The organism is Lentzea sp., assembly GCF_035525475.1.
Lineage (GTDB): Bacteria > Actinomycetota > Actinomycetes > Mycobacteriales > Pseudonocardiaceae > Lentzea.
In genome coordinates this window covers 32,095-49,609 of record NZ_DATLEC010000041.1, presented here as the reverse complement: position 1 = coordinate 49,609, position 17,515 = coordinate 32,095, and the positions used below count along the sequence as shown (strand labels likewise).

General features: G+C 70.5%; 17 protein-coding genes. 10 read left to right on the top strand and 7 right to left on the bottom strand.

The annotated features are described in order from the left end of the window. Positions 1–668 precede the first annotated feature (668 nt). Entirely contained in the window at positions 669–1,037 is a 369-nt protein-coding gene (locus VM306_RS06635; protein ID WP_325511999.1) for an STAS domain-containing protein, read from the bottom strand. 133 nt (positions 1,038–1,170) lie between these two features. Between VM306_RS06635 and VM306_RS06630 the strand changes: the two genes are divergently transcribed. The 3 genes from VM306_RS06630 (at position 1,171) to VM306_RS06620 (ending at position 2,200) form a co-directional block, all read left to right on the top strand. Then, positions 1,171–1,527 carry an ATP-binding protein gene (locus VM306_RS06630; protein WP_325511997.1) on the top strand — a complete coding sequence of 119 codons (357 nt, stop codon included), beginning with the start codon at positions 1,171–1,173 and terminating at the stop codon, positions 1,525–1,527. 21 nt (positions 1,528–1,548) lie between these two features. Beyond that, positions 1,549–1,779: a DUF6480 family protein gene (locus VM306_RS06625; RefSeq protein WP_325511995.1), complete on the top strand. Its 231-nt coding sequence runs from the start codon at positions 1,549–1,551 to the stop codon at positions 1,777–1,779. 73 nt (positions 1,780–1,852) lie between these two features. After that, complete coding sequence (locus VM306_RS06620; RefSeq protein ID WP_325511993.1) at positions 1,853–2,200, top strand: STAS domain-containing protein; 348 nt, start codon at positions 1,853–1,855, stop codon at positions 2,198–2,200. On the opposite strand, the gene VM306_RS06615 is transcribed toward VM306_RS06620, so the two are convergent. Next, positions 2,189–3,073, bottom strand: coding sequence for an exopolyphosphatase (locus tag VM306_RS06615; RefSeq protein WP_325511991.1), 885 nt, complete (start codon positions 3,071–3,073; stop codon positions 2,189–2,191). The genes VM306_RS06620 and VM306_RS06615 overlap by 12 nt on opposite strands. Positions 3,074–3,184: 111 nt before the next feature. Here VM306_RS06615 and VM306_RS06610 point away from each other — a divergent pair, with 111 nt between their 5' ends. The 3 genes from VM306_RS06610 to VM306_RS06600 all read left to right on the top strand — a co-directional run bounded on the left by VM306_RS06610 (position 3,185) and on the right by VM306_RS06600 (position 6,585). Then, the gene (locus VM306_RS06610) at positions 3,185–4,168 is read left to right on the top strand and encodes a hypothetical protein (RefSeq protein WP_325511989.1); all 984 of its coding nucleotides are present in this window, start codon (positions 3,185–3,187) and stop codon (positions 4,166–4,168) included. A gap of 64 nt (positions 4,169–4,232) precedes the next feature. Beyond that, positions 4,233–5,168 (top strand): GNAT family N-acetyltransferase, encoded by a 936-nt coding sequence (locus VM306_RS06605; RefSeq protein WP_325511987.1) that lies wholly within the window; start codon positions 4,233–4,235, stop codon positions 5,166–5,168. Positions 5,169–5,379: 211 nt separating this feature from the next. Further along, positions 5,380–6,585, top strand: coding sequence for a glucuronyl hydrolase (locus VM306_RS06600; protein WP_325511985.1), 1,206 nt, complete (start codon positions 5,380–5,382; stop codon positions 6,583–6,585). A 115-nt stretch (positions 6,586–6,700) separates the two neighbouring features. Here VM306_RS06600 and VM306_RS06595 read toward each other — a convergent pair whose 3' ends face one another. Next, positions 6,701–7,261 (bottom strand): hypothetical protein, encoded by a 561-nt coding sequence (locus tag VM306_RS06595; protein WP_325511982.1) that lies wholly within the window; start codon positions 7,259–7,261, stop codon positions 6,701–6,703. A gap of 20 nt (positions 7,262–7,281) precedes the next feature. Here VM306_RS06595 and VM306_RS06590 point away from each other — a divergent pair, with 20 nt between their 5' ends. The 3 genes from VM306_RS06590 to VM306_RS06580 all read left to right on the top strand — a co-directional run bounded on the left by VM306_RS06590 (position 7,282) and on the right by VM306_RS06580 (position 10,445). Further along, positions 7,282–7,947, top strand: a complete 666-nt coding sequence (locus VM306_RS06590) for a response regulator transcription factor (RefSeq protein WP_325511980.1) — start codon at positions 7,282–7,284, stop codon at positions 7,945–7,947. A gap of 11 nt (positions 7,948–7,958) precedes the next feature. Then, on the top strand, positions 7,959–9,224 hold the full coding sequence (locus VM306_RS06585; RefSeq protein WP_325511977.1) for an ATP-binding protein: 1,266 nt from the start codon (positions 7,959–7,961) through the stop codon (positions 9,222–9,224). A 711-nt stretch (positions 9,225–9,935) separates the two neighbouring features. Beyond that, positions 9,936–10,445, top strand: coding sequence for an ATP-binding protein (locus VM306_RS06580; protein ID WP_325511975.1), 510 nt, complete (start codon positions 9,936–9,938; stop codon positions 10,443–10,445). A gap of 105 nt (positions 10,446–10,550) precedes the next feature. Here the strand turns inward: VM306_RS06580 and VM306_RS06575 are convergent, their stop codons facing one another. The 3 genes from VM306_RS06575 to VM306_RS06565 form a co-directional block, all read right to left on the bottom strand. Continuing rightward, positions 10,551–11,378, bottom strand: a complete 828-nt coding sequence (locus VM306_RS06575) for an extensin family protein (RefSeq protein ID WP_325511973.1) — start codon at positions 11,376–11,378, stop codon at positions 10,551–10,553. 129 nt (positions 11,379–11,507) lie between these two features. Then, on the bottom strand, positions 11,508–12,410 hold the full coding sequence (locus VM306_RS06570) for an SRPBCC family protein (protein WP_325511971.1): 903 nt from the start codon (positions 12,408–12,410) through the stop codon (positions 11,508–11,510). 25 nt (positions 12,411–12,435) lie between these two features. Further along, the gene (locus tag VM306_RS06565; protein WP_325511969.1) at positions 12,436–13,698 is read right to left on the bottom strand and encodes an NAD(P)/FAD-dependent oxidoreductase; all 1,263 of its coding nucleotides are present in this window, start codon (positions 13,696–13,698) and stop codon (positions 12,436–12,438) included. A 119-nt stretch (positions 13,699–13,817) separates the two neighbouring features. Here VM306_RS06565 and VM306_RS06560 point away from each other — a divergent pair, with 119 nt between their 5' ends. Then, entirely contained in the window at positions 13,818–15,299 is a 1,482-nt protein-coding gene (locus tag VM306_RS06560) for an FAD-dependent oxidoreductase (RefSeq protein ID WP_325511967.1), read from the top strand. A gap of 97 nt (positions 15,300–15,396) precedes the next feature. Here VM306_RS06560 and paaZ read toward each other — a convergent pair whose 3' ends face one another. After that, positions 15,397–17,418 (bottom strand): phenylacetic acid degradation bifunctional protein PaaZ, encoded by a 2,022-nt coding sequence (paaZ, locus tag VM306_RS06555; RefSeq protein ID WP_325511965.1) that lies wholly within the window; start codon positions 17,416–17,418, stop codon positions 15,397–15,399. Positions 17,419–17,515 lie beyond the last annotated feature (97 nt).

The window sequence follows — 17,515 nt, the reverse complement described above, 5'->3', positions numbered from 1 at the left end:
GCGACCGCGAGAAGTCGCTGGCTTCGGGCGCCACGGACTACGTGGCGAAGCCGGTGGACACCGAGCACCTGATCCGGTTGATCGCGTACTACCTGGGCGTGTCGTCGGAGTCGTGACGCGGCCGGCGCGTGGGGCCGGGCGAGGGGCCCGGTTCGCCGCAGGCGGTTGCTGGGGGCGCGGTGGCTGGGCGTGGCCGGGTCGGCCGCGGGCGCGGTGGCTGGGCGCGGTGGCTGGGGTGTGAGGGCTGGCCTCGGGCGCGGTGCTGGGACGTGGCCTGAGCGTGGTGCGGCAGAAGGCGGCGGACCCGGTTGGCGTGGCCGCGGCGGACGGACCGCCGGATGCGGTCGCCGAGGTCTGGCTCAGCCGAAGCAGGCCGCGGTAGACGCGGTTGCCGTGGCGTGAGGCGGCGGGCGCGGTAGCCGAGGCGTGGCGCGGTCGCGCAGCCAGTCTGTGGGTACGGTGCCGCGACGCGACGCCGTGAAGCCAACCCCCAGGTCCACACACCTGCCACGGCCGCGCGGACAGGCTTGCGCAGGAGTCCCCCTGGATCTCGGACCCCCCGCGGCCCACCGTACCCAGCAGGTCTGACACTCACGGCGAAGCCGAGCCGCCCGCCGGACCACGCTGTGCAACTGTGCAGCCGGCCTCACGGGACCACCCGAAGAAACCTACGGCGCCGTGTCCACCGGCTCCTGGACCGCGTCGTCCACCGACGAGTGCAGGTTCAGCACCTCGGCCACGTCGGCCAGTTCGAACAAGCGCCGCACCGGGACCTGGGCGGACGCGATCCGCAGCTGTCCCCCGGCCTCGGCCAGCCGCCGGTGCCAGTCCAGCACCAGCGCCAGACCGGTCGAGTCCATGAACTGCAGGTGCGTCAGGTCCAGGACCGCGTGCGCGCCGCTGACGTCCGCGTCGAGCCGTGCGGACAGCACGGGGACGGTGTCGATGTCCAGTTCACCGGCGACGGCGAGCACTCGCCATCCCCGCTGGACCTCGCTGCCGACGTTGAGCTCCATCGTCGCCGTTCCTTCCGCCACGCCCGACTCGTGCGACCAAATCGTGCAGCACGACGTCCTGGCATGCGACCACCGGGGGGCTGAAAGATCCGAACGGGGGGCCGGATGTGCGACGATGCGCCTTGTGTTGAACGACCCACTGGCTGAGGTGCGGGTGACTCTGACCGCTGAGGGCGGGTCCTGCGCACGTGCTCGTCAGGTGGTGCGCAAGGCCGCTGCCTCGTGGGGCCTGTCCGAGGACCTCGCCGACGACGCGCAGCTCGTGGTCACCGAACTCGTCTCCAACGGGATCGACCACGGTGAGGGCCTCATCACCCTCTCGGTGCGCCGGAAGGCGGGCGGAATGCTCATCGAGGTGCACGACGAGTCGCCGAAGTTGCCTCTGCTCAGACCCGTGGACCCCGGTTCGGCGCGAGGGCGGGGGATGCAGCTCGTCAAGGCTTTGAGCGTCAGCTGGGGCACCACGCCGGACAGCGGTGGGAAAGTGGTCTGGGCTCAGCTAGAAGCCTGAAAAAGGGGTACCTGACCCCGTATGACCGCCATGCCTCCTGACCCCGACCCGCTCCGCACGCCCGGCCTGGAGCCCGGTGGCGGTGTCGCGCCGGGTGACACGCCGCCCGAGTCCGGGCAGACCTCGGGACTGTCGCACCACGAGCAGAAACCGCCGAGCAAGGCCGCGTCACGCATTGTGATCGGACTTATCGTGCTGTTCGCTGTTCTGATGGCCGCCATGTTCGTGACCAGGGCTTTCCTGCTGGGCTGACGTGTCCGCAGCGGCGATTCAGCTTGTGACCGTCACCGTGAGGCGCGTACGGTCGGTATGGACGGGAGTCCTCATGAACGAGCTTCGGCAGAGAACCACCTATGTCCAGTCCATCCCGATCGTCGCGCTGACCGGTGAGATCGACATGATGTCGTCCGCGCCGGTGACCAGCAGGCTCGCCGAGCTCCTCGACCACAAACCGCCCGCTCTGGTCGTCGACCTGCGGGAGGTGCGGTTCTTCGGTTCCGAGGGGATCCGCGCACTCGTGGACGCCCAGGCCCAGGCCGACGAGCTCGGCGTCAAGTTCGGCGTCGTCAGCGACACGAGAGTCGTGCTGCTCCCGTTGCAGATGACGGCAGTCGACCGGGTCCTCCGCCTGTTCGCCGACGTCGACGACGCCGTGACCGCGCTACGCGGCTGACTCGCGCCGGCCGCGCGACCGCTCGACCAGGTCCAGGAGCAGGCCCTCCTTGGTGGACCACGGCGAGATGTCCACGACGTCGTGCCCCGAGACCTTCATCAACCCCTCCGCGACCACCGCGCCCGCCAGCGACTGCTGGGCCCGGTGGCGGGAGATCCCCGGCAGCGCCGCGCGCTCGCGCACCGAGAGCTTCGCGAGACGGGGGATCCACTTCTCCAGGTCCTTGAGCCGCAGCTGCCGCTGCGCGTAGGTGCCGTTGCGCGCTCCGGCCAGCCGGGCGAGCTGCTCGAACACCTTCGAACAGCCGACCGCGCGAGCGCTCTCGTCGCGCGGGAAGGCCTCCGACAGCCGGTCGCGGACCTCGGCCCGCATCTCCTCCACGGCCAGGCCCGTCCGCGTCAGGGTCCTCGCCCCCAGCGGCAACGACAGCGCGAACTCCGGCTCGGCCCCGAACCCGGCCGCCAGCTCCACGGTGCCGCCACCGACGTCGAGCACGACCATCGGACCAGCGCTCCAGCCGAACCAGTGCCGCGCCGCCGCGTACGAGTAGCGGGCCTCTTCCTTGCCCGACAACACCTTCAGGTCGACACCGGTGCGTCTGGCGACCTTGCGCATGACCTCCTGCGCGTTCGTGCTGTCGCGCACCGACGACGTGGCGAACGGCAGGAACGGGACGTCACCGGCCTTCTTGCGGGCGGCCCTGACGGCGGCGCAGAGCGACTCGACACCGGCGGCGCTGATGGCGCCGGTGGAGTCCAGCTCCCTGTCCAGCCGCAACCGGACCTTGTGGGACACCAGCGGACGTGTCAGGTCACGTTCCACGATCACCAGGTGTGCGCTGAAGCACCCGACGTCGAGAACCCCGACCGCCATCCGCCACTCTCCTTCTCGTCGAGTTCCCTTTACCCCATCGGCGCCCATTGTGCGGGAACGGAGCCCCCGATCAGGCGAAGTACGCCGGATGAGATGCGTTACAGTCACCCGATGTCACTGGTGGAGATACCTTCCCGGCTCGAACACGCCCTCGGCAAGGCTCGACGTGGCGTGATCGTCCTGGCGGTGGACGGTCTCTCGTCCGACGTGGCCAAGCAGTCGTGGCTGGCCGCATCCCTCTCCACCCTCTCCTCGACAGTGCCCTCGACGGCCGCGACGGCCTGGCTGACCGCGTTGACCGGTGTCTCCGCCGACGTCCACCGCGTCCCGGGAACGGTGTACCGCAACGGTTCCGGACTCGTGCACGCCATCAACGGCACGCCGGCGATCCCGGACCTGCCGACCGTGCTCGAACGGCACGGCGCCACGGTCCTGGCCCGCGAGCTCGACCTCCTCGAAGGCCCCTGGGCCAGGGCCCTGCTCCGAGGATGCGCCCGGATACCCGCGCCGCCCAGGCACAAACTGACCGCCCAGGCGGAAGACCCGCCCCTGCTCGTCGCGAACGTCGTGGCAGACCTGGACAAGGCGTTACCGGACGCCGGGTTGCTCTGGACGTACGTCAACGTCGACGACTACGTGCACCGCAACGGGTACGACGAATCGGTGCACGAGGCGATGCTCCGTCTCGACGCGCACGCTTCCCGTTGGGCCGCACAGGGTTGGACCGTCGTGGCCCACTCCGCGCACGGCCAGGTCGCCGTCGACCCCGATCCCGGGCTCGTCGAGGCGTGGGACGCGATCGTGCGCGAGGACTGCGAGATTCCATCCGGCGGGGCCGGGCGCACGAGGTGGCTCTACCCCAGGCCCGAGCGCATGGACGCCGTGTTCGACCGCGTCGCAGCGGCACTGGGCTCGGCGGCGACCGTGCACCACGCCACCGACCTCGGTCTCCCCCAGCCGGAGGCGGGCCCCGTCGTCGCGGTGGCGGCGTCGCCGGGGTTCCCGATCCCCGACCCCTCCAGGAAGTTCGAGCACGGCGGTCTGAGCCGCGACGAGATCGACGTCCCGTTCGCGGTCTGGCAGGCCGTACAGTGACGGTGTGCGCGTCGAATTTTCAAGTTCCATAAGGGAAATCGATGCTGCCGATTGGGATTCGGTGGTGCACGCGACAGGTGCGCCGGTGTTCTACCGGCACGCGTACCTCAGCGCGTACGAACACGCGCCGCTGACGGACGTCCACTCCTTCGCGTACTTCGTGGTGCGCGACGGGGACAAGGCCGTCGCCGTCACCCCGGCCTACCTCCAGACGGTCGCGGATCCGTTGCGCCGCCTGCACGAGACCTATCCGGAGGCACGCGACCAGCGCGCCCTGCTCAGCCACGCGTGGCACTGCTACGACGCGCACGTGCCGGCCACGGCGAGGGTGCTGCCGCGGCTGCTGGAGTCGATGATCCGCACGGCGTCGATCTTCGGCGCCCGGTGGTGCGGCTTCGTGAACGTCCAGCGCGGCGACGCGCTTTCCCGCGACCTGCGGGCGAGCGGCCTGCCGGCGCGCCACCTGACCGACAGGTGGGTCACCGACCTGGCCGGCGTCGAGTCGTACGAGCACTACCTGGCGCGGCTGAGCCAGCGCGCGAGGGCGAACCTGCGCCGCAACGAGCGGAGAGCGCGCGAAGCGGGTGTCACCGCCGAGGCCGTGGACGTGGGCCACGCCGCGCTGGTCGAGATCACCGCGCTGTGCGACAAGACCGCGAACCGGTTCGACAACAACGACTTCTACCGCGACAGCACGTTCACCGCGTTCGTCGGGGCCCTCGGCGACCTGGTCCACGTGGTCGAGGTGCGGCAGCACGGACGGCTCGTCGCGGCCGGTGTCTGCCTCTCCGACGCCACCCGCTTCCACACCTGGACGTGCGGGATCGACTACACCGTCGAGGGCAACTACAGCCCGTACGGCGTGCTGTTCGCCGAGTCGGTCCGGCTCGCCCTGCGCCTGGGCAAGCCCACGCTGGAGGACGGCAGGAGCAACGCGGCCTTCAAGCAGCGGCACGGCCTGAGCCCGCGCCATCTGGACGCCGTTCTGTTCCCGGTCTGACAAGACGAGAAGTTCACCCTTGTGAACAATTGTTTTACAACGTCGGATTCCAGCGGGTTCACATGTCTGATGAATTGCAACTCCACCCTTTACCCTGCTCAGCGGCCTGGGGCAAGGCGGAATAATCAATTCTTGACGCACCTTGTCAGCCGCCGAACAGATCTGGCACTGTGTCGCCGGGCGCAAGACGAGAAAGGGACTGGACAGTCTCGTGAACCTGTCTCGACGCACCCTGCTGGCGTCTGCCGCGGCCACTCCCCTGCTCACCGGAGCCGGTGTCGCACTCGGTGCGGGAGAGGCCACCGCCTCCCCCGCACGGCTCCGCGGCGCACTCGATTACGGCCTCGCCAAGCTGAAGGCGGTCGCACCGGGCATCACGTCGTTCCCGGAGATCACCCGTGCCGAGAAGTGGACCTACGTCGCCGACGGCGGCTGGGTCGGCGGTTTCTGGCCGGGCACCCTCTGGCTCGCGCACCTCGACAGCGGCGACGCGCAGTTCCGCGCGCTGGCCGAGGCCGCGAACGACAGGCTGGCGCCGCGCCGGCTCGACCCCCGCGACCACGACCTGGGCTTCCTGTTCTCGCCGTCCTGGGTCACCGCGTACCGGCTCACCGGGAACACCAGGTGGCGTGACGGCGCTGTCGAGGCGGCGACCACGCTGACCAGGCGCTGGAACGCCACTGGCAGGTTCATCCGCGCGTGGGGCGCGATCGGCACGCCGGGCAACGCGGGCCGCGTCATCATCGACACGATGATGAACCTGGACCTGCTCGCGTTCGCCACCGAGCAGACCGGCGACCGCACGTTCCTCGACATCGCGATCGCCCACGCCAGGACCACGCAGACGCACTTCCTGCGCGCCGACGGCTCGACCCCGCACGTGTTCGACTTCAACCCGGACACGGGTGCGGCGATCGGCCAGAACACCGTCCAGGGCTACAGCCCGACGTCGTGCTGGTCGCGCGGCCAGGCATGGGGCATCTACGGCTTCACGACGATGTACCGCCGCACGGGCCTGCACGAGTTCCGCGACACCGCGCGCAAGATGGCCGACTTCGCCCTCGACGCCCTGACGCCGGACCACGTGCCGGTGTGGGACTACCGCTCGCCGTTGGGCGCCAACGACGTCAAGGACTCGTCGGCGGGCGCGATCATGGCGTGCGGCCTGCTCGACCTGGCCAAGGCCACCGGCACCGACCGCTACCGCGACCGGGCGCTGCGGATCCTCGACGGCCTGGTGGGCACCTGCCTGACCACGAGGTCGACGCGGGCGGAGGCGGTCATGGCGCGCGGCACCCGCAACCGCCCGTCCGAGGACGGCGTGGAGGTCTCGCTGCCCTACGGCGACTACTACCTGTTCGAGGCGATCCTGCGGGTGCTCGAGCCCGCGCGGATCTCGAAGGCCATCGGCCTGTAGGGCCTGTGTCGAAGTCCATGTTCGCGATGGCCGGGCCTGAGGCGGCCCCTGGGAGCACGGCCGGAACCACCTCCGGCTCGACTCTCATCGAACGAGACCTCGATACAGGCCCTGGTCACTGCTCGATCACGCGCGCCGTCGGCCCGGTCGTCCAGGTCGCTTCCAGCCTGGACAACCGGCCGGCGGTGGTGCGGAAGTTCACCACGAGCGGCCCGCCCGGCTGTTCCACGTTCACCGACCAGCCGTCGGCCGGAGTGGCGGACAACGCCACCACCACGCCCGTCGGGCGGTACCGGACGACCACGTCGCCGCCACGCAGGTGGAAGGCGTGGACGTAGGATCCGTCCGCCTGCCATTCCCCTTCCTGCGGTTGAGCCGAAGGGGGACGCGCATCCGTACTACTGGGAGGGACCGGTGCGGACGAGCTGACAACAGGAGGCCTGGTGGTCGTGGGTGTGGACGTGACGGGTGGTGCGCTGGTGGAGGGACCCTCCTCCGGCACCGGGACGGAGAGCGAGGTGACGGTCGGCAGCGGCAGCACGGCCGCCCCCAGCGCGGGGTCCGCCGCGACCACCGGAGCGGGCTCCATCGCCGACCGGATGCCGAACCAGGACAGGCCGACGGCGACCGCGGTCACCACGGCCCACGCGGCCAGGTATCCGATCGACCGTCTCACCGCGACGACCCTCCTCTGACATGGCATCGGTACTTCTGGTCGAGGACGACCCCGTGGTGCGGGCGGCGATCACGCGCGCCCTCACCGGCCAGGGCCACATCGTGCACGGTGTCGCGCTCGCGATCGAGGCCCTGCGCGAAGTCAGCGCCACAGGGTACGACGTCGTGGTGCTCGACCTGGGCCTGCCCGACCTCGACGGCGGCGACGCGCTGCGGATGATCCGCGGCGTCACGAACACCCCCGTGGTGATCGCCACCGCCCGCGACGACGAGGCGGAGATCATCCGCCTGCTCAACGCGGGCGCGGACGACTACCTCGTCAAACCCTTCTCCAGCGAGCACCTGGAGGCCCGCGTGCAGGCCGTGCTCCGGCGGGCGCGCGACGACAGGCAGCTCGTCGTCGGCGGCCTGGAGATCGACGTGAACCGCCGCAGGGCGTCGGTGGAGGGGCGGGAGCTCTCGCTCACGCACAAGGAGTTCGAGCTGCTCTCCTACCTCGCGGCACGCCACGGCGAGGTCGTCCCGCGCGCCGAGATCCTCGCGAACCTGTGGCCGTCCCACCGCGACGACCAGACGCTCGACGTCCACCTGTCCTGGTTGCGCCGCAAGCTCGGAGAGCGGGCCGCACAGCCGCGCTACCTGCACACGGTGCGTGGCGTCGGCGTGCGCCTGGTCGCACCGAGGTGAGGCGGTCACTGGTGCTGGTCGCTCTCGCGGCGACCAGCATGGTGGCGCTGGCCTTCCTCATCCCGCTCGCGATCGTCGTCAAGAACGCCGCGTACACCCGTGCGCTCAGCGAGGCCGAGAAGCAGGCCAACGCGCTCACCCCGGCGCTGGTGATCACCAGGAGGCCGCAGGAGGTCCGCCAGGCCATCCGCAGCACCCGCTACGGCGGCCAGCAACGCCTCGCCGTGCACCTGAGCGTCCCGGCCGAGACCTACGGCACGTCGCACATCACCGCGCGAGACCTGGAACAGGCGCGGAACCTCGCGACGGCGACCACGGTCGAGCGCCCCGACGGCGTCGCCTACCTGCAGCCGCTGGCCACCAGCGACAGCGGCATCGCGATCGTCGAGGCGTTCGTGCCGCACGAGGAGCTCACCCACGGCGTGATCGGCACGTGGTGGCTGCTGGCCGCGGTCGCGGTCGGCCTGGTCGCCGTGTCGGTGCTCGTCGCCGACCGCCTGGGCGCACGAGCCGTGGAGGCCACACGGGCGTTGGCGGAAGGCGCGCGGCGCATGGGACAGGGGGACCTCACCGCGCGCGTTCCGGTCAAGGGACCTCCCGAGGTGGCGGAGGCCGGCAAGGCGTTCAACGCCATGGCCGAGCGCGTCCGCCACCTCCTCGCCTCCGAACGGGAGGTGGTGGCCGATCTCTCCCACCGCCTCAGAACGCCCCTGACGGCCCTGCTGCTGGACGCGGACGCCCTCGGACAGGGGTCGAGTGCGGATCGCGTCCGCACGGCCGTTCAGGGGCTTGAGAGAGAGATCGGCGAGATCATCAAGGCCGCCCGGTCCGGTCTGCGGCCCGGCGGGAGCGGCGCCGACGCGGCGGACGTCGTCCGCGACCGGCTGGGGTTCTGGTCCGCGCTCGCCGACGACCAGGAGCGCCCCTGGACGGTCAGGGGCACCGACAAGCCCGCGCCCGTGCCGCTCGCCCGCACCGAGCTGGCGGCCGCGCTGGACGCGTTGCTGGGCAACGTCTTCCGCTACACGCCGGAGGGCACGCGGTTCGCCGTGACGCTCGTGCACCAGGCCGACCTGGTCGTGCTCGTCGTCGACGACGCCGGTCCCGGCATCGCGGACCGCGAACGCGCGGTGCGCCGCGGCGCCAGCGGTGGTGGTTCCACCGGCCTCGGGCTCGACATCGCCCGTCGCGCGGCGGAGAGCACGGGTGGCTCTCTCCACGTCGACCGCGGGCCGCTGGGGGGCGCACGCGTGCAAATGAGGCTCCGTCGCATCTAGTGGGCTCTCGCGGAAGAGCCGGGGAGAACTCCGCCGGCGGCGTGCGGACCGTGGGACGGGTCCGACGCCGCCGGCGGGCACCGGCCGGCCGCGGCGCACCGCTGCCGCACCACCGGGTCCCGAGCAGGAGGGAGGAACCCGATGAGCAGTGCGCGCTTGCCTTTCCCACACCGGTGTAACGAGGTGGATCTGCCGGGGCTCTCGGCGTCTGGTGTGGGGTTGCCGGTGTATTCAGCAGGACTTCGATCGCTTGATCTGACATGAAACTAGCTGACCGCCCGGCGCCACCACTCCCCCGTTCAGACGATTAATCGGACTTAAATATCTTTAAGCTTCGCGCGTCGAATCGACTTTCCTTGATTCGATTTAAACCTGCGCGGCATTCGCCTCAACCGGACAGGAGCCGGCTCGGTCCACGCGCCCCCGCGACGTGGCATACCGGCCGGAACGTGAATGCGCGGGCGGTTGCTTCACGAATTCACCGGGGCGGTTCGCCGGAAGGCGATCCGGACCCCGACCGATCACGCAGAGACCCGGACGCTATACTCACAGTGAGCAGAACGACCGAGTACTGTGACCCGGACGTGACTTTTGACGGGTGGGTCAACCAGGGCATTGCTTCCCGCGTATACCCATGTAGATTCCCGCTCACCGCGACGGCCATTCGGGTGACCACCGCGGATCGCGCGCCGCACGCGAAACGGAGGCAGCATGCAGGCGAACGCCCAGACCGCCCAGGTCGACGACCTGACACTCATCGCGCTGCCCACCGCGGTGAACTGCGCGGATCTGTTCGTGCGCTTCACACTCGGTGAGTGGCGTCTGCGCAACATGATCGGAGAGTGCTCGGCCGTCGCCTGCGCGCTGGTCGAAGCCGCCGTCGAGTCCGCGGACCCCAAGACGTCCCGGTTGATCACGCTGCGCCTGAGGCTCAGCGGCGACTACCTCGTGGTCGAGCTGGAGGCGGCGCGGTTCACGATGCCGCCCACCTCACCCGACCTGCGCACCGGTGAGCTCCAGCTCGCGGGCGGCATCAAGCTGATCTGGTGCGAGCTGCAGCTGCCCACCGGCGTGAACGCGACCGCGGTGCCGCTCCCCCGTCGCGAGAAGCGCCGTTCGCCCGCGGCCGAGGCATTGGGTGACGAGCCGAACGTCGATCCCGAACTCATCCAGCGAATTCTCTTCGGCCTCGGTGGCTCCATGGGCGGCGGCCCCCGCTAGGCCCCTTCCGCTTTCACGACAAAGGCGCGTCCAGTGATGGACGCGCCTTTGTCGTTCGAGCCCGTGGACGCTTTGCCAGCTCGATTCACGGAATCAGGACCGCGATCAGATGTTCTGGTTCGCGAATCCCTTGGTGGCGATCTTCGAGAGCATGCCCTGCCAGACCGACGCACTGGAGTGCGGGTCGCCCGTGACGCCGAGCGCCGACTTGAGGCCGTTGAACGCCGTCGTCGTCTTGGGGCCCCAGTCGCCGTCGATCACGAGACCGGAGGCGCGGAAGTTGTTGCAGACGGCCTGGACGAACTTGGTGTCCGACTCGGAGTCCGTGGCCGCGCGGACCGGCATGCCGCCGAAGTCCGAGTGGATGTGGTCGGCGTGGTCGGCGTTGTACCAGCCGTCGAGCACGTACCGGAACCGGCGGCGGCACACGGCCTCCGTCGCGAGGTAGCGCTTGCGGACCGACGCCGTGCCCGACGCGTGCGCCTGGTCGAGCGGCGAGACGGTGTTGCCGCCGGACCACCGGACGTGGTCGAGGTCCATCGCGGTGCCCGCGCCGTGCTGGCCCGGCTTGTCGACGTAGAACCCGGCGGAGACGATGTAGCTGATCGAGCCGTAGCTCGACGACAGCGAGCGCAGGTCCCGGATCCACGCGACGAGCGCGTTGTAGAACGCCTCGGTGGCCTGCCAGTTGCGCGCGGTCGTGTTGCCGCGGTCGGAACGCCAGTAGTAGACGGGCGTTCCGTCGATCTTCTGGAACGTCGTCATCGCCAGCGCGCCGACCTCGGCGGCCTTGATCTCCGCCTCGGTGTGCTGGTCGTTCGTCTTCGGGGCGGCACCGGCCAGGCCGGGCGCGATGGTGGACAGACCGGCGAGACCGGCGACGGCCGCCGCGCCTGTGACGAAGCCGCGCCTGGTGACGTTGTTCTCGAACACCCCAGTACTCCCTCTCGAGTCCGCGCCGGAGCGGACAGGGGAAAGCCTGTCCCAGCACCCGGCGCGAGGGAGTCTAGGGATCGTGTCCGACGCGGGGAATCCAGTCTGACCTGGCTTTTTCCGTTGTCTTTACCGCACGGAGCCGAGCACGCGAATCAGATTCTTCTCCGTGTCGGTGCCCAGCTTCTCGAGCGCCAGCTTCGCCACGGGCGCCCCGAGCTTCGCGATCCCGTTGAACTCGAGGTGGGCGTGGTAGGCGATCCGGGTGGTGCCGGGCGAGGAACCGGCGGTGATCGTGATGTCGTCCGTCGCGGTGGCGGTGTCGTTGCGGCCGACGAACTGCAGCCCCGTGGGGTCGTCGCGGGTCAGCTCGTAGACGAGCTCGGTCTTGCGGCCGAGGAACGTCGACACGTTGTGCCAGCGCGAGCCGACCTCGACCGGTCCGTCGTCGAGGCGCCGGCACGACACCGTGCCGGGATCCCACTGCTCGGTGCGGGAGAAGTCGCGCAGGTACTCGACGACGCCCTCGGGCGTGGACGCGACGGTGAAGGTGCGTTCGACGTCGACGCCGGACGTGTGCGGCGCGTTGAACGCCTGCGGCACCTGGCGGACCCGGTACTGGTCGACGAGCTCCGCCTGCCCCGCGGCGCGCCCGGCCAGCCGCTCCAGCCGTTCGTCGTCGAAGCTCTGCAGCTTGCGCAGCGTCCTCCACATCGCGGACTTGGCCTCGATGACGATGCGCAGCCCCTCCAGCTCGAGGACGTCGCTCAGCGGTGAGCGGCTCAGCACCCTGCCGTTGAGCTTGAGCCTGCCCGCCTTCTCCGAGAGCCAGCCCATCGCGGCCTTGTGCGGGCGCGACTCGACACCGACCTCGCGCATGAAGTCGAGCAGCTCCTTGCGGTCGGCGTCGAGGTCGTCGGCGAGGACGCGCAGCTCCGGGTGCGTGCGGCTGATGCGGCGAGCGAGCTCCGTGCCCGCCGTCGCCCCCGCCAGGTGGTCGTTGAGGTAGATGCCGAGCAGCTCCGTGTTCACGGCCCAGGGTTACCCAGCCGTGCCGCTACTTAGCCGTTTTCGCCCGCATCGGCTCCAGGATGATCGGCTGCGCGCGGCGCCCGGTGGCGATGTTCAACCCCCACTGCACCAGCACGGCGGCCCGGTTGCGCCACCCGACCAGGAACGCGATGTGCACCACCGCCCACGCCACCTTGCCGATGATCCCGCTGAGCCGCAGCTTCTTGATGTCGGCGACGGCGTCGGCGGGCGAGATCGTGGCCATGGTGCCGAGGTCGAGGTACTTGAACGGCTTGTGCGTCCTGCCCTCCAGCCGCGCCTTGATCACCTTCGCGACGTGGTGGCCCTCCTGGATCGCGGGCTCGGCGATACCGGGCAGGTTGTCGAGGTTGACCATGTCGCCGATCGCGAAGACGTCGGCGGTGACCGAGCAGTCCGCGGGGTCGACGAGGATCTTGCCCTTGCGGTCGACCTCGGCCCCGGTGGCCTCGGCGAGCTTGCGCGACAACGGCGACGCCTGCACGCCGGCCGCCCAGATGATCGTCCGCGCCTCGACCCGGTCGCCGTCCTTGGTGGTGAGGCCCTCCGCGTCGATCGACTCGACCATGGCGCCGGTCATCACCGTGATGCCGAGCTGCTCCAGCTTCTTCCTGGTGTGCGCCCGCAGCTTCTCGGGGAACGGCGGCAGCACGTGCGGCACCGCGTCGAGCAGCGTGATGCGGATGTCGCGCGGGTCGATCTCCCGGAACTGCCCCTTCAACGCCCTGCGCGCGAGGTCGGCGAGCTGCCCGACCAGCTCCACGCCGGTCGGTCCCGCCCCGACCACGGCGAACGACAACCACTGCTTGGGGTCGTTGGCCGCCGCTGCCGCCTCGAACGCCCGCAACAGCCGCGACCGCAGGTGGACCGCCTGTTCGAGGGTCTTCATGGGCGGCGCGACCTCGGCCCACTCGTCGTGCCCGAAGTAGCTGTCCTGCGACCCGGCCGCCACGACCAGCGTGTCGTACCCGACCTGGCGCGACGACCCGTCCGGCAGGTCGACGAGCACCTTCTTGCCCGCGGTGTCGAACCCGGTCACCTCGCCCAGCAGCACGTGCGCGTTGCGCTGCTTGCGCAGGATCGCCCGGAACGCGGGCGCGATGTCTCCTGTCGGGAGCAACGCCGTCGCCACCTGGTAGAGCAACGGCTGGAACAGGTGGTGGTTCGTGCGGTCGATCAGAGTGACCTCGACGTCCGCGCGCTTCAGTCCGCGCACCACGCCCAGTCCGCCGAAACCGCCACCGACAACGACTACCCGGTGCTTGCTCATGCGGTTCGCATACCCCAGATCGGGCAAGGTATCCGACCGGGCGCCCGATCGTAGCCGGTCGCACGTCCGCCGGTGGCGCGTGGCCGCATAACCGCGCGTGACGGGGGTACACCGCCGCCATGACCACCACGGCCGACCAGTCTCTCTGGCTCACCGCCATCCCCGCGCAGTCGCGCCCCCCGCTGACCGGCGAGCACACCTTCGACGTGGCCGTCGTCGGCGGCGGCATCACCGGCCTCACCACCGCGTTGCTGCTCAAGCGCCGCGGCCTCGACGTGATCGTGCTGGAGGCCGACCGCGTGGCGTCGGGTGTGTCCGGCAACAACACCGCGAAGGTCACCGCCCTGCAGGCCACCGTGTACTCGCGGATCCGGCGCACCCACGGCCTGGCGGCCGCCACCGACTACGCCACCGCCTCCCAGGCCGCGGTCGCCCAGGTCGCCGAGCTGGTCCGGTCCGAGAACATCGACTGCGACCTGCGCCGCGCCCCCGCCGTCACCTACGCCTACACCGAGGACGAGGTGCGCGACGTCGACCACGAGCTGATCTCCGCGCGCCACGTCGGGCTGCCGGTGCGCAGCGGCGCCACGGACGTCGACCTGCCGTTCCCCGTGCACGCGGCCATCCGGCTCGACGACCAGATCGCGCTGCACCCGGTGAAGTACCTGCAGGGCCTGGCCGACGCGGTCGACGGCGACGGCAGCAGGGTCTGCGAGCACAGCAGGGTGCTCGACGTGACCGGCACGCGACTGTCCACGAAGGACGGCAGCGTCAACGCGTCACAGGTCGTGATCGCCACGCACTACCCCACGCTCGATCGCGGCCTGTACTTCGCCCGCCTGGAGCTGACCCGCGCCTACTGCATCGCCGCCCGCGTCAGGAACCCGACGCAAGCGCTCGCGATCAGCACCGGCAGCCCGTCGTGGTCCGTCTCCGCGCACGGGGACAAGCTGATCCTCGCAGGCCAGAGCCACGCGACCGGCAAGCCCGTGGTGGAGCCGTTCCGCCGGCTGGAGGACTTCGCGCGCCAGCACTGGCAGGTCGAGGAGGTCACGCACCGGTGGTCGGCGCAGGACCCGACGTCCTACGACCACCTGCCGATGATCGGCGGCTACACGCCGGGCAGCGACACGCTGTTCACCGCCACCGGCTACATGAAGTGGGGCCTGACCAGCGGCACGTTCGCGGGAACGCTGCTCGCGGACCTCGTCACCGGCAAGCCCAACGACCTCGCCGACCGCTTCAGCCCGCACCGGCTGTCGCTCAAGTCGTTGCCGGACCTGGTGAAGAAGAACGCCGAGGTCGCGGCGCAGATGGTCGGCGACCGCATCGCGCCCGCCGACGCCACGTCGAGCGAGGACCTGCTGTGCGGCCAGGCGCACGTCATCCGCGACGGCCTGGGCAAGACGGGTGTCTACCGCGACGCCGACGGCAAGCTGCACGGGGTGTCGTTGCGCTGCACGCACCTCGGCTGCCTGGTGCGCTTCAACGCCGCCGAGCACAGCTGGGACTGCCCGTGCCACGGCTCGCGCTTCGACGTCGACGGCACGGTGCTGGAGGGACCGGCGACGCGGCCCCTCCCGAAGAAGGAGCCGCGCTAGCGCTGTGACCGCCGGTGTCCGCCCCGTGCTCCGGCGTTCGGACGAGGTGCTCCCCTGAACGCCGGAAGACGCGGTGAAGCCAGCGGTCACAGCGTTGCTAGCTCTTCGCCACCAGCGTCAGCACGTCGTAACGGGCCACGGACTCACCCTTCTGGTTCGCCACGTCGGCGTCCCAGCGCACCTCGCCGTAGTCCTGGTCCTCGCGCGGCGTGATCTGCTTGGCCGTCAGCGTCACCGTCAGCTGGTCGCCGGGGAACGTCGGCGTGAGGAACCGCAGGTTCTCCAGCCCGTAGTTGGCCAGCACCGGTCCCGGCTCCGGCGAGACGAAGAGACCGGCGGCGAACGACACCACGAGGTAGCCGTGCGCGACGCGTCCCCCGAAGAACGGGTTCGCGGCGGCGGCCTCCTCGTCCATGTGCGCGTAGAACGTGTCGCCCGTGAACGACGCGAAGTGCTCGATGTCCTCCAGCGTCACCTCGCGGGGGCCGGCCACGACCGTGTCGCCCACACGGAGTTCGGCCAGCGTCTTGCGGAACGGGTGCACGTCCGCCTCACGGCGCGGGGCACCCGTGACCCAGCGGTTGGTGATGGCGGACAACGCGCGCGGGCTGCCCTGCACGGCTGTGCGCTGCATGTGGTGCATCACGCCGCGCATGCCGCCCATCTCCTCGCCGCCGCCGGCACGCCCGGGACCGCCGTGCACCAGCATCGGCAACGGTGACCCGTGGCCGGTCGACTCGCCCGCGTCCTCGCGGTCCAGCACCAGCAGGCGGCCGTGCCACGGCGCCACGCCGATCACGACGTCCCGCACGAACTCGGTGTCCGCGGAGACGATCGACCCGACCAGCGAACCGGACCCGCGTGCCGCCAGCGTGATGGCGTCCTCCACCGAGTCGTACGGCATCAGCGTCGACACCGGCCCGAACGCCTCGACCTCGTGCGGCTGCACGGCGTCGGCGGCGGCGCGCAGCAGCATCGGTGACATGAACGCGCCGCGTTCGGCGTCGGCGTCCACAAGGGACAGGGCGCCGTCGCCGTAGACCACCGAAGCGCTCTCCCGCAACGCCTTCAGCGACCGGAGGACCTCCTCGCGCTGCTCCAGGCCGGCCAGCGCGCCCATCTTCACCGACTTGTCGGCGGGGTTGCCGATCACCACCCCGGACAGCTTCGCCGACGTCGCCTCGGCGACCGCGTCGATCAGCGACGCGGGCACGAGCGCGCGCCGGATCGCGGTGCACTTCTGGCCGGCCTTCGTCGTCATCTCGGTCACCAGCTGGTCGACGAACAGGTCGAACTCCGGCGTCCCCGCGACGGCGTCCGGGCCGAGGATCGAGCAGTTCAGGGAGTCCGCCTCGGCGTTGAACCGCACCGACGACCGGATCACGGCCTGGTGCGTGCGCAGGTGCTGGGCGGTCGACGCGGAGCCGGTGAACCCGACGAGGTCCTGCGGCGTCAGGTGGTCGAGCAGGTCGCCGGCGGAACCGCAGACCAGCTGCAGCGACCCCTCGGGCAGCAGACCGGAGGCGAGCATCAGCTCGACCAGCTTCTCGGTCACGTAGGCGGTCTGGGACGCGGGCTTGATCAGCGAGGGAACCCCGGCGATGAACGCGGGCGCGAACTTCTCGAGCGGCCCCCACATGGGGAAGTTGTAGGCGTTGATCTGCACCGCGACACCGCGCAACGGCGTGCAGATGTGCTGGCCGACGAACGTGCCGCCACGCCCGAGGGGCTCCAGCGCGCCGTCGACGAACACCTTGTCGTTCGGCAGCTCACGCTTGGCCTTGGACGCGTATCCGAGCAGCACGCCGAAGCCGCCGTCGACGTCGATCCACGAGTCGGAGCGGGTGGCGCCGGAGCGCGCGGACAACGCGTACAGCTCGGCCTTGTGCTCCTTCAGGTACAGCCCGAGCGCCTTCAGCAGCTGCGCCCGCTGGTGGAACGTGAGCTCGCGCAGCGCGGGCCCGCCGACCTCGCGGCCGTACCGCAGCGCCGCACCCATGTCGACGCCCGCGGACGAGATCCGGGCGATCTCCTCACCGGTGACGGCGTCGTGCAACGGCGCGCCCTCCACCGACGGCGTGTGCCATCCACCCGACACGTAGCTGCGCAGCAAGCTCATCGCGCCACCCCTTCTCGCTGGGCGCTGGATCCTCAGCGACCCGACCACCCGGCAACGTATCAGGGCTGGAGAGAGCGGCGCAGTGCCCGGCGAAGGC

Coding starts and splice junctions, on each gene's coding strand:
- VM306_RS06625 (WP_325511995.1), top strand. CDS start 1,549: ATGACCGCCATGCCTCCTGACCCCGACCCGCTCCGCACGCCCGGCCTG.
- VM306_RS06620 (WP_325511993.1), top strand. CDS start 1,853: ATGAACGAGCTTCGGCAGAGAACCACCTATGTCCAGTCCATCCCGATC.
- VM306_RS06615 (WP_325511991.1), bottom strand. CDS start 3,073: ATGGCGGTCGGGGTTCTCGACGTCGGGTGCTTCAGCGCACACCTGGTG.
- VM306_RS06610 (WP_325511989.1), top strand. CDS start 3,185: ATGTCACTGGTGGAGATACCTTCCCGGCTCGAACACGCCCTCGGCAAG.
- VM306_RS06590 (WP_325511980.1), top strand. CDS start 7,282: ATGGCATCGGTACTTCTGGTCGAGGACGACCCCGTGGTGCGGGCGGCG.
- VM306_RS06580 (WP_325511975.1), top strand. CDS start 9,936: ATGCAGGCGAACGCCCAGACCGCCCAGGTCGACGACCTGACACTCATC.
- VM306_RS06565 (WP_325511969.1), bottom strand. CDS start 13,698: ATGAGCAAGCACCGGGTAGTCGTTGTCGGTGGCGGTTTCGGCGGACTG.
- VM306_RS06560 (WP_325511967.1), top strand. CDS start 13,818: ATGACCACCACGGCCGACCAGTCTCTCTGGCTCACCGCCATCCCCGCG.
- paaZ (WP_325511965.1), bottom strand. CDS start 17,418: ATGAGCTTGCTGCGCAGCTACGTGTCGGGTGGATGGCACACGCCGTCG.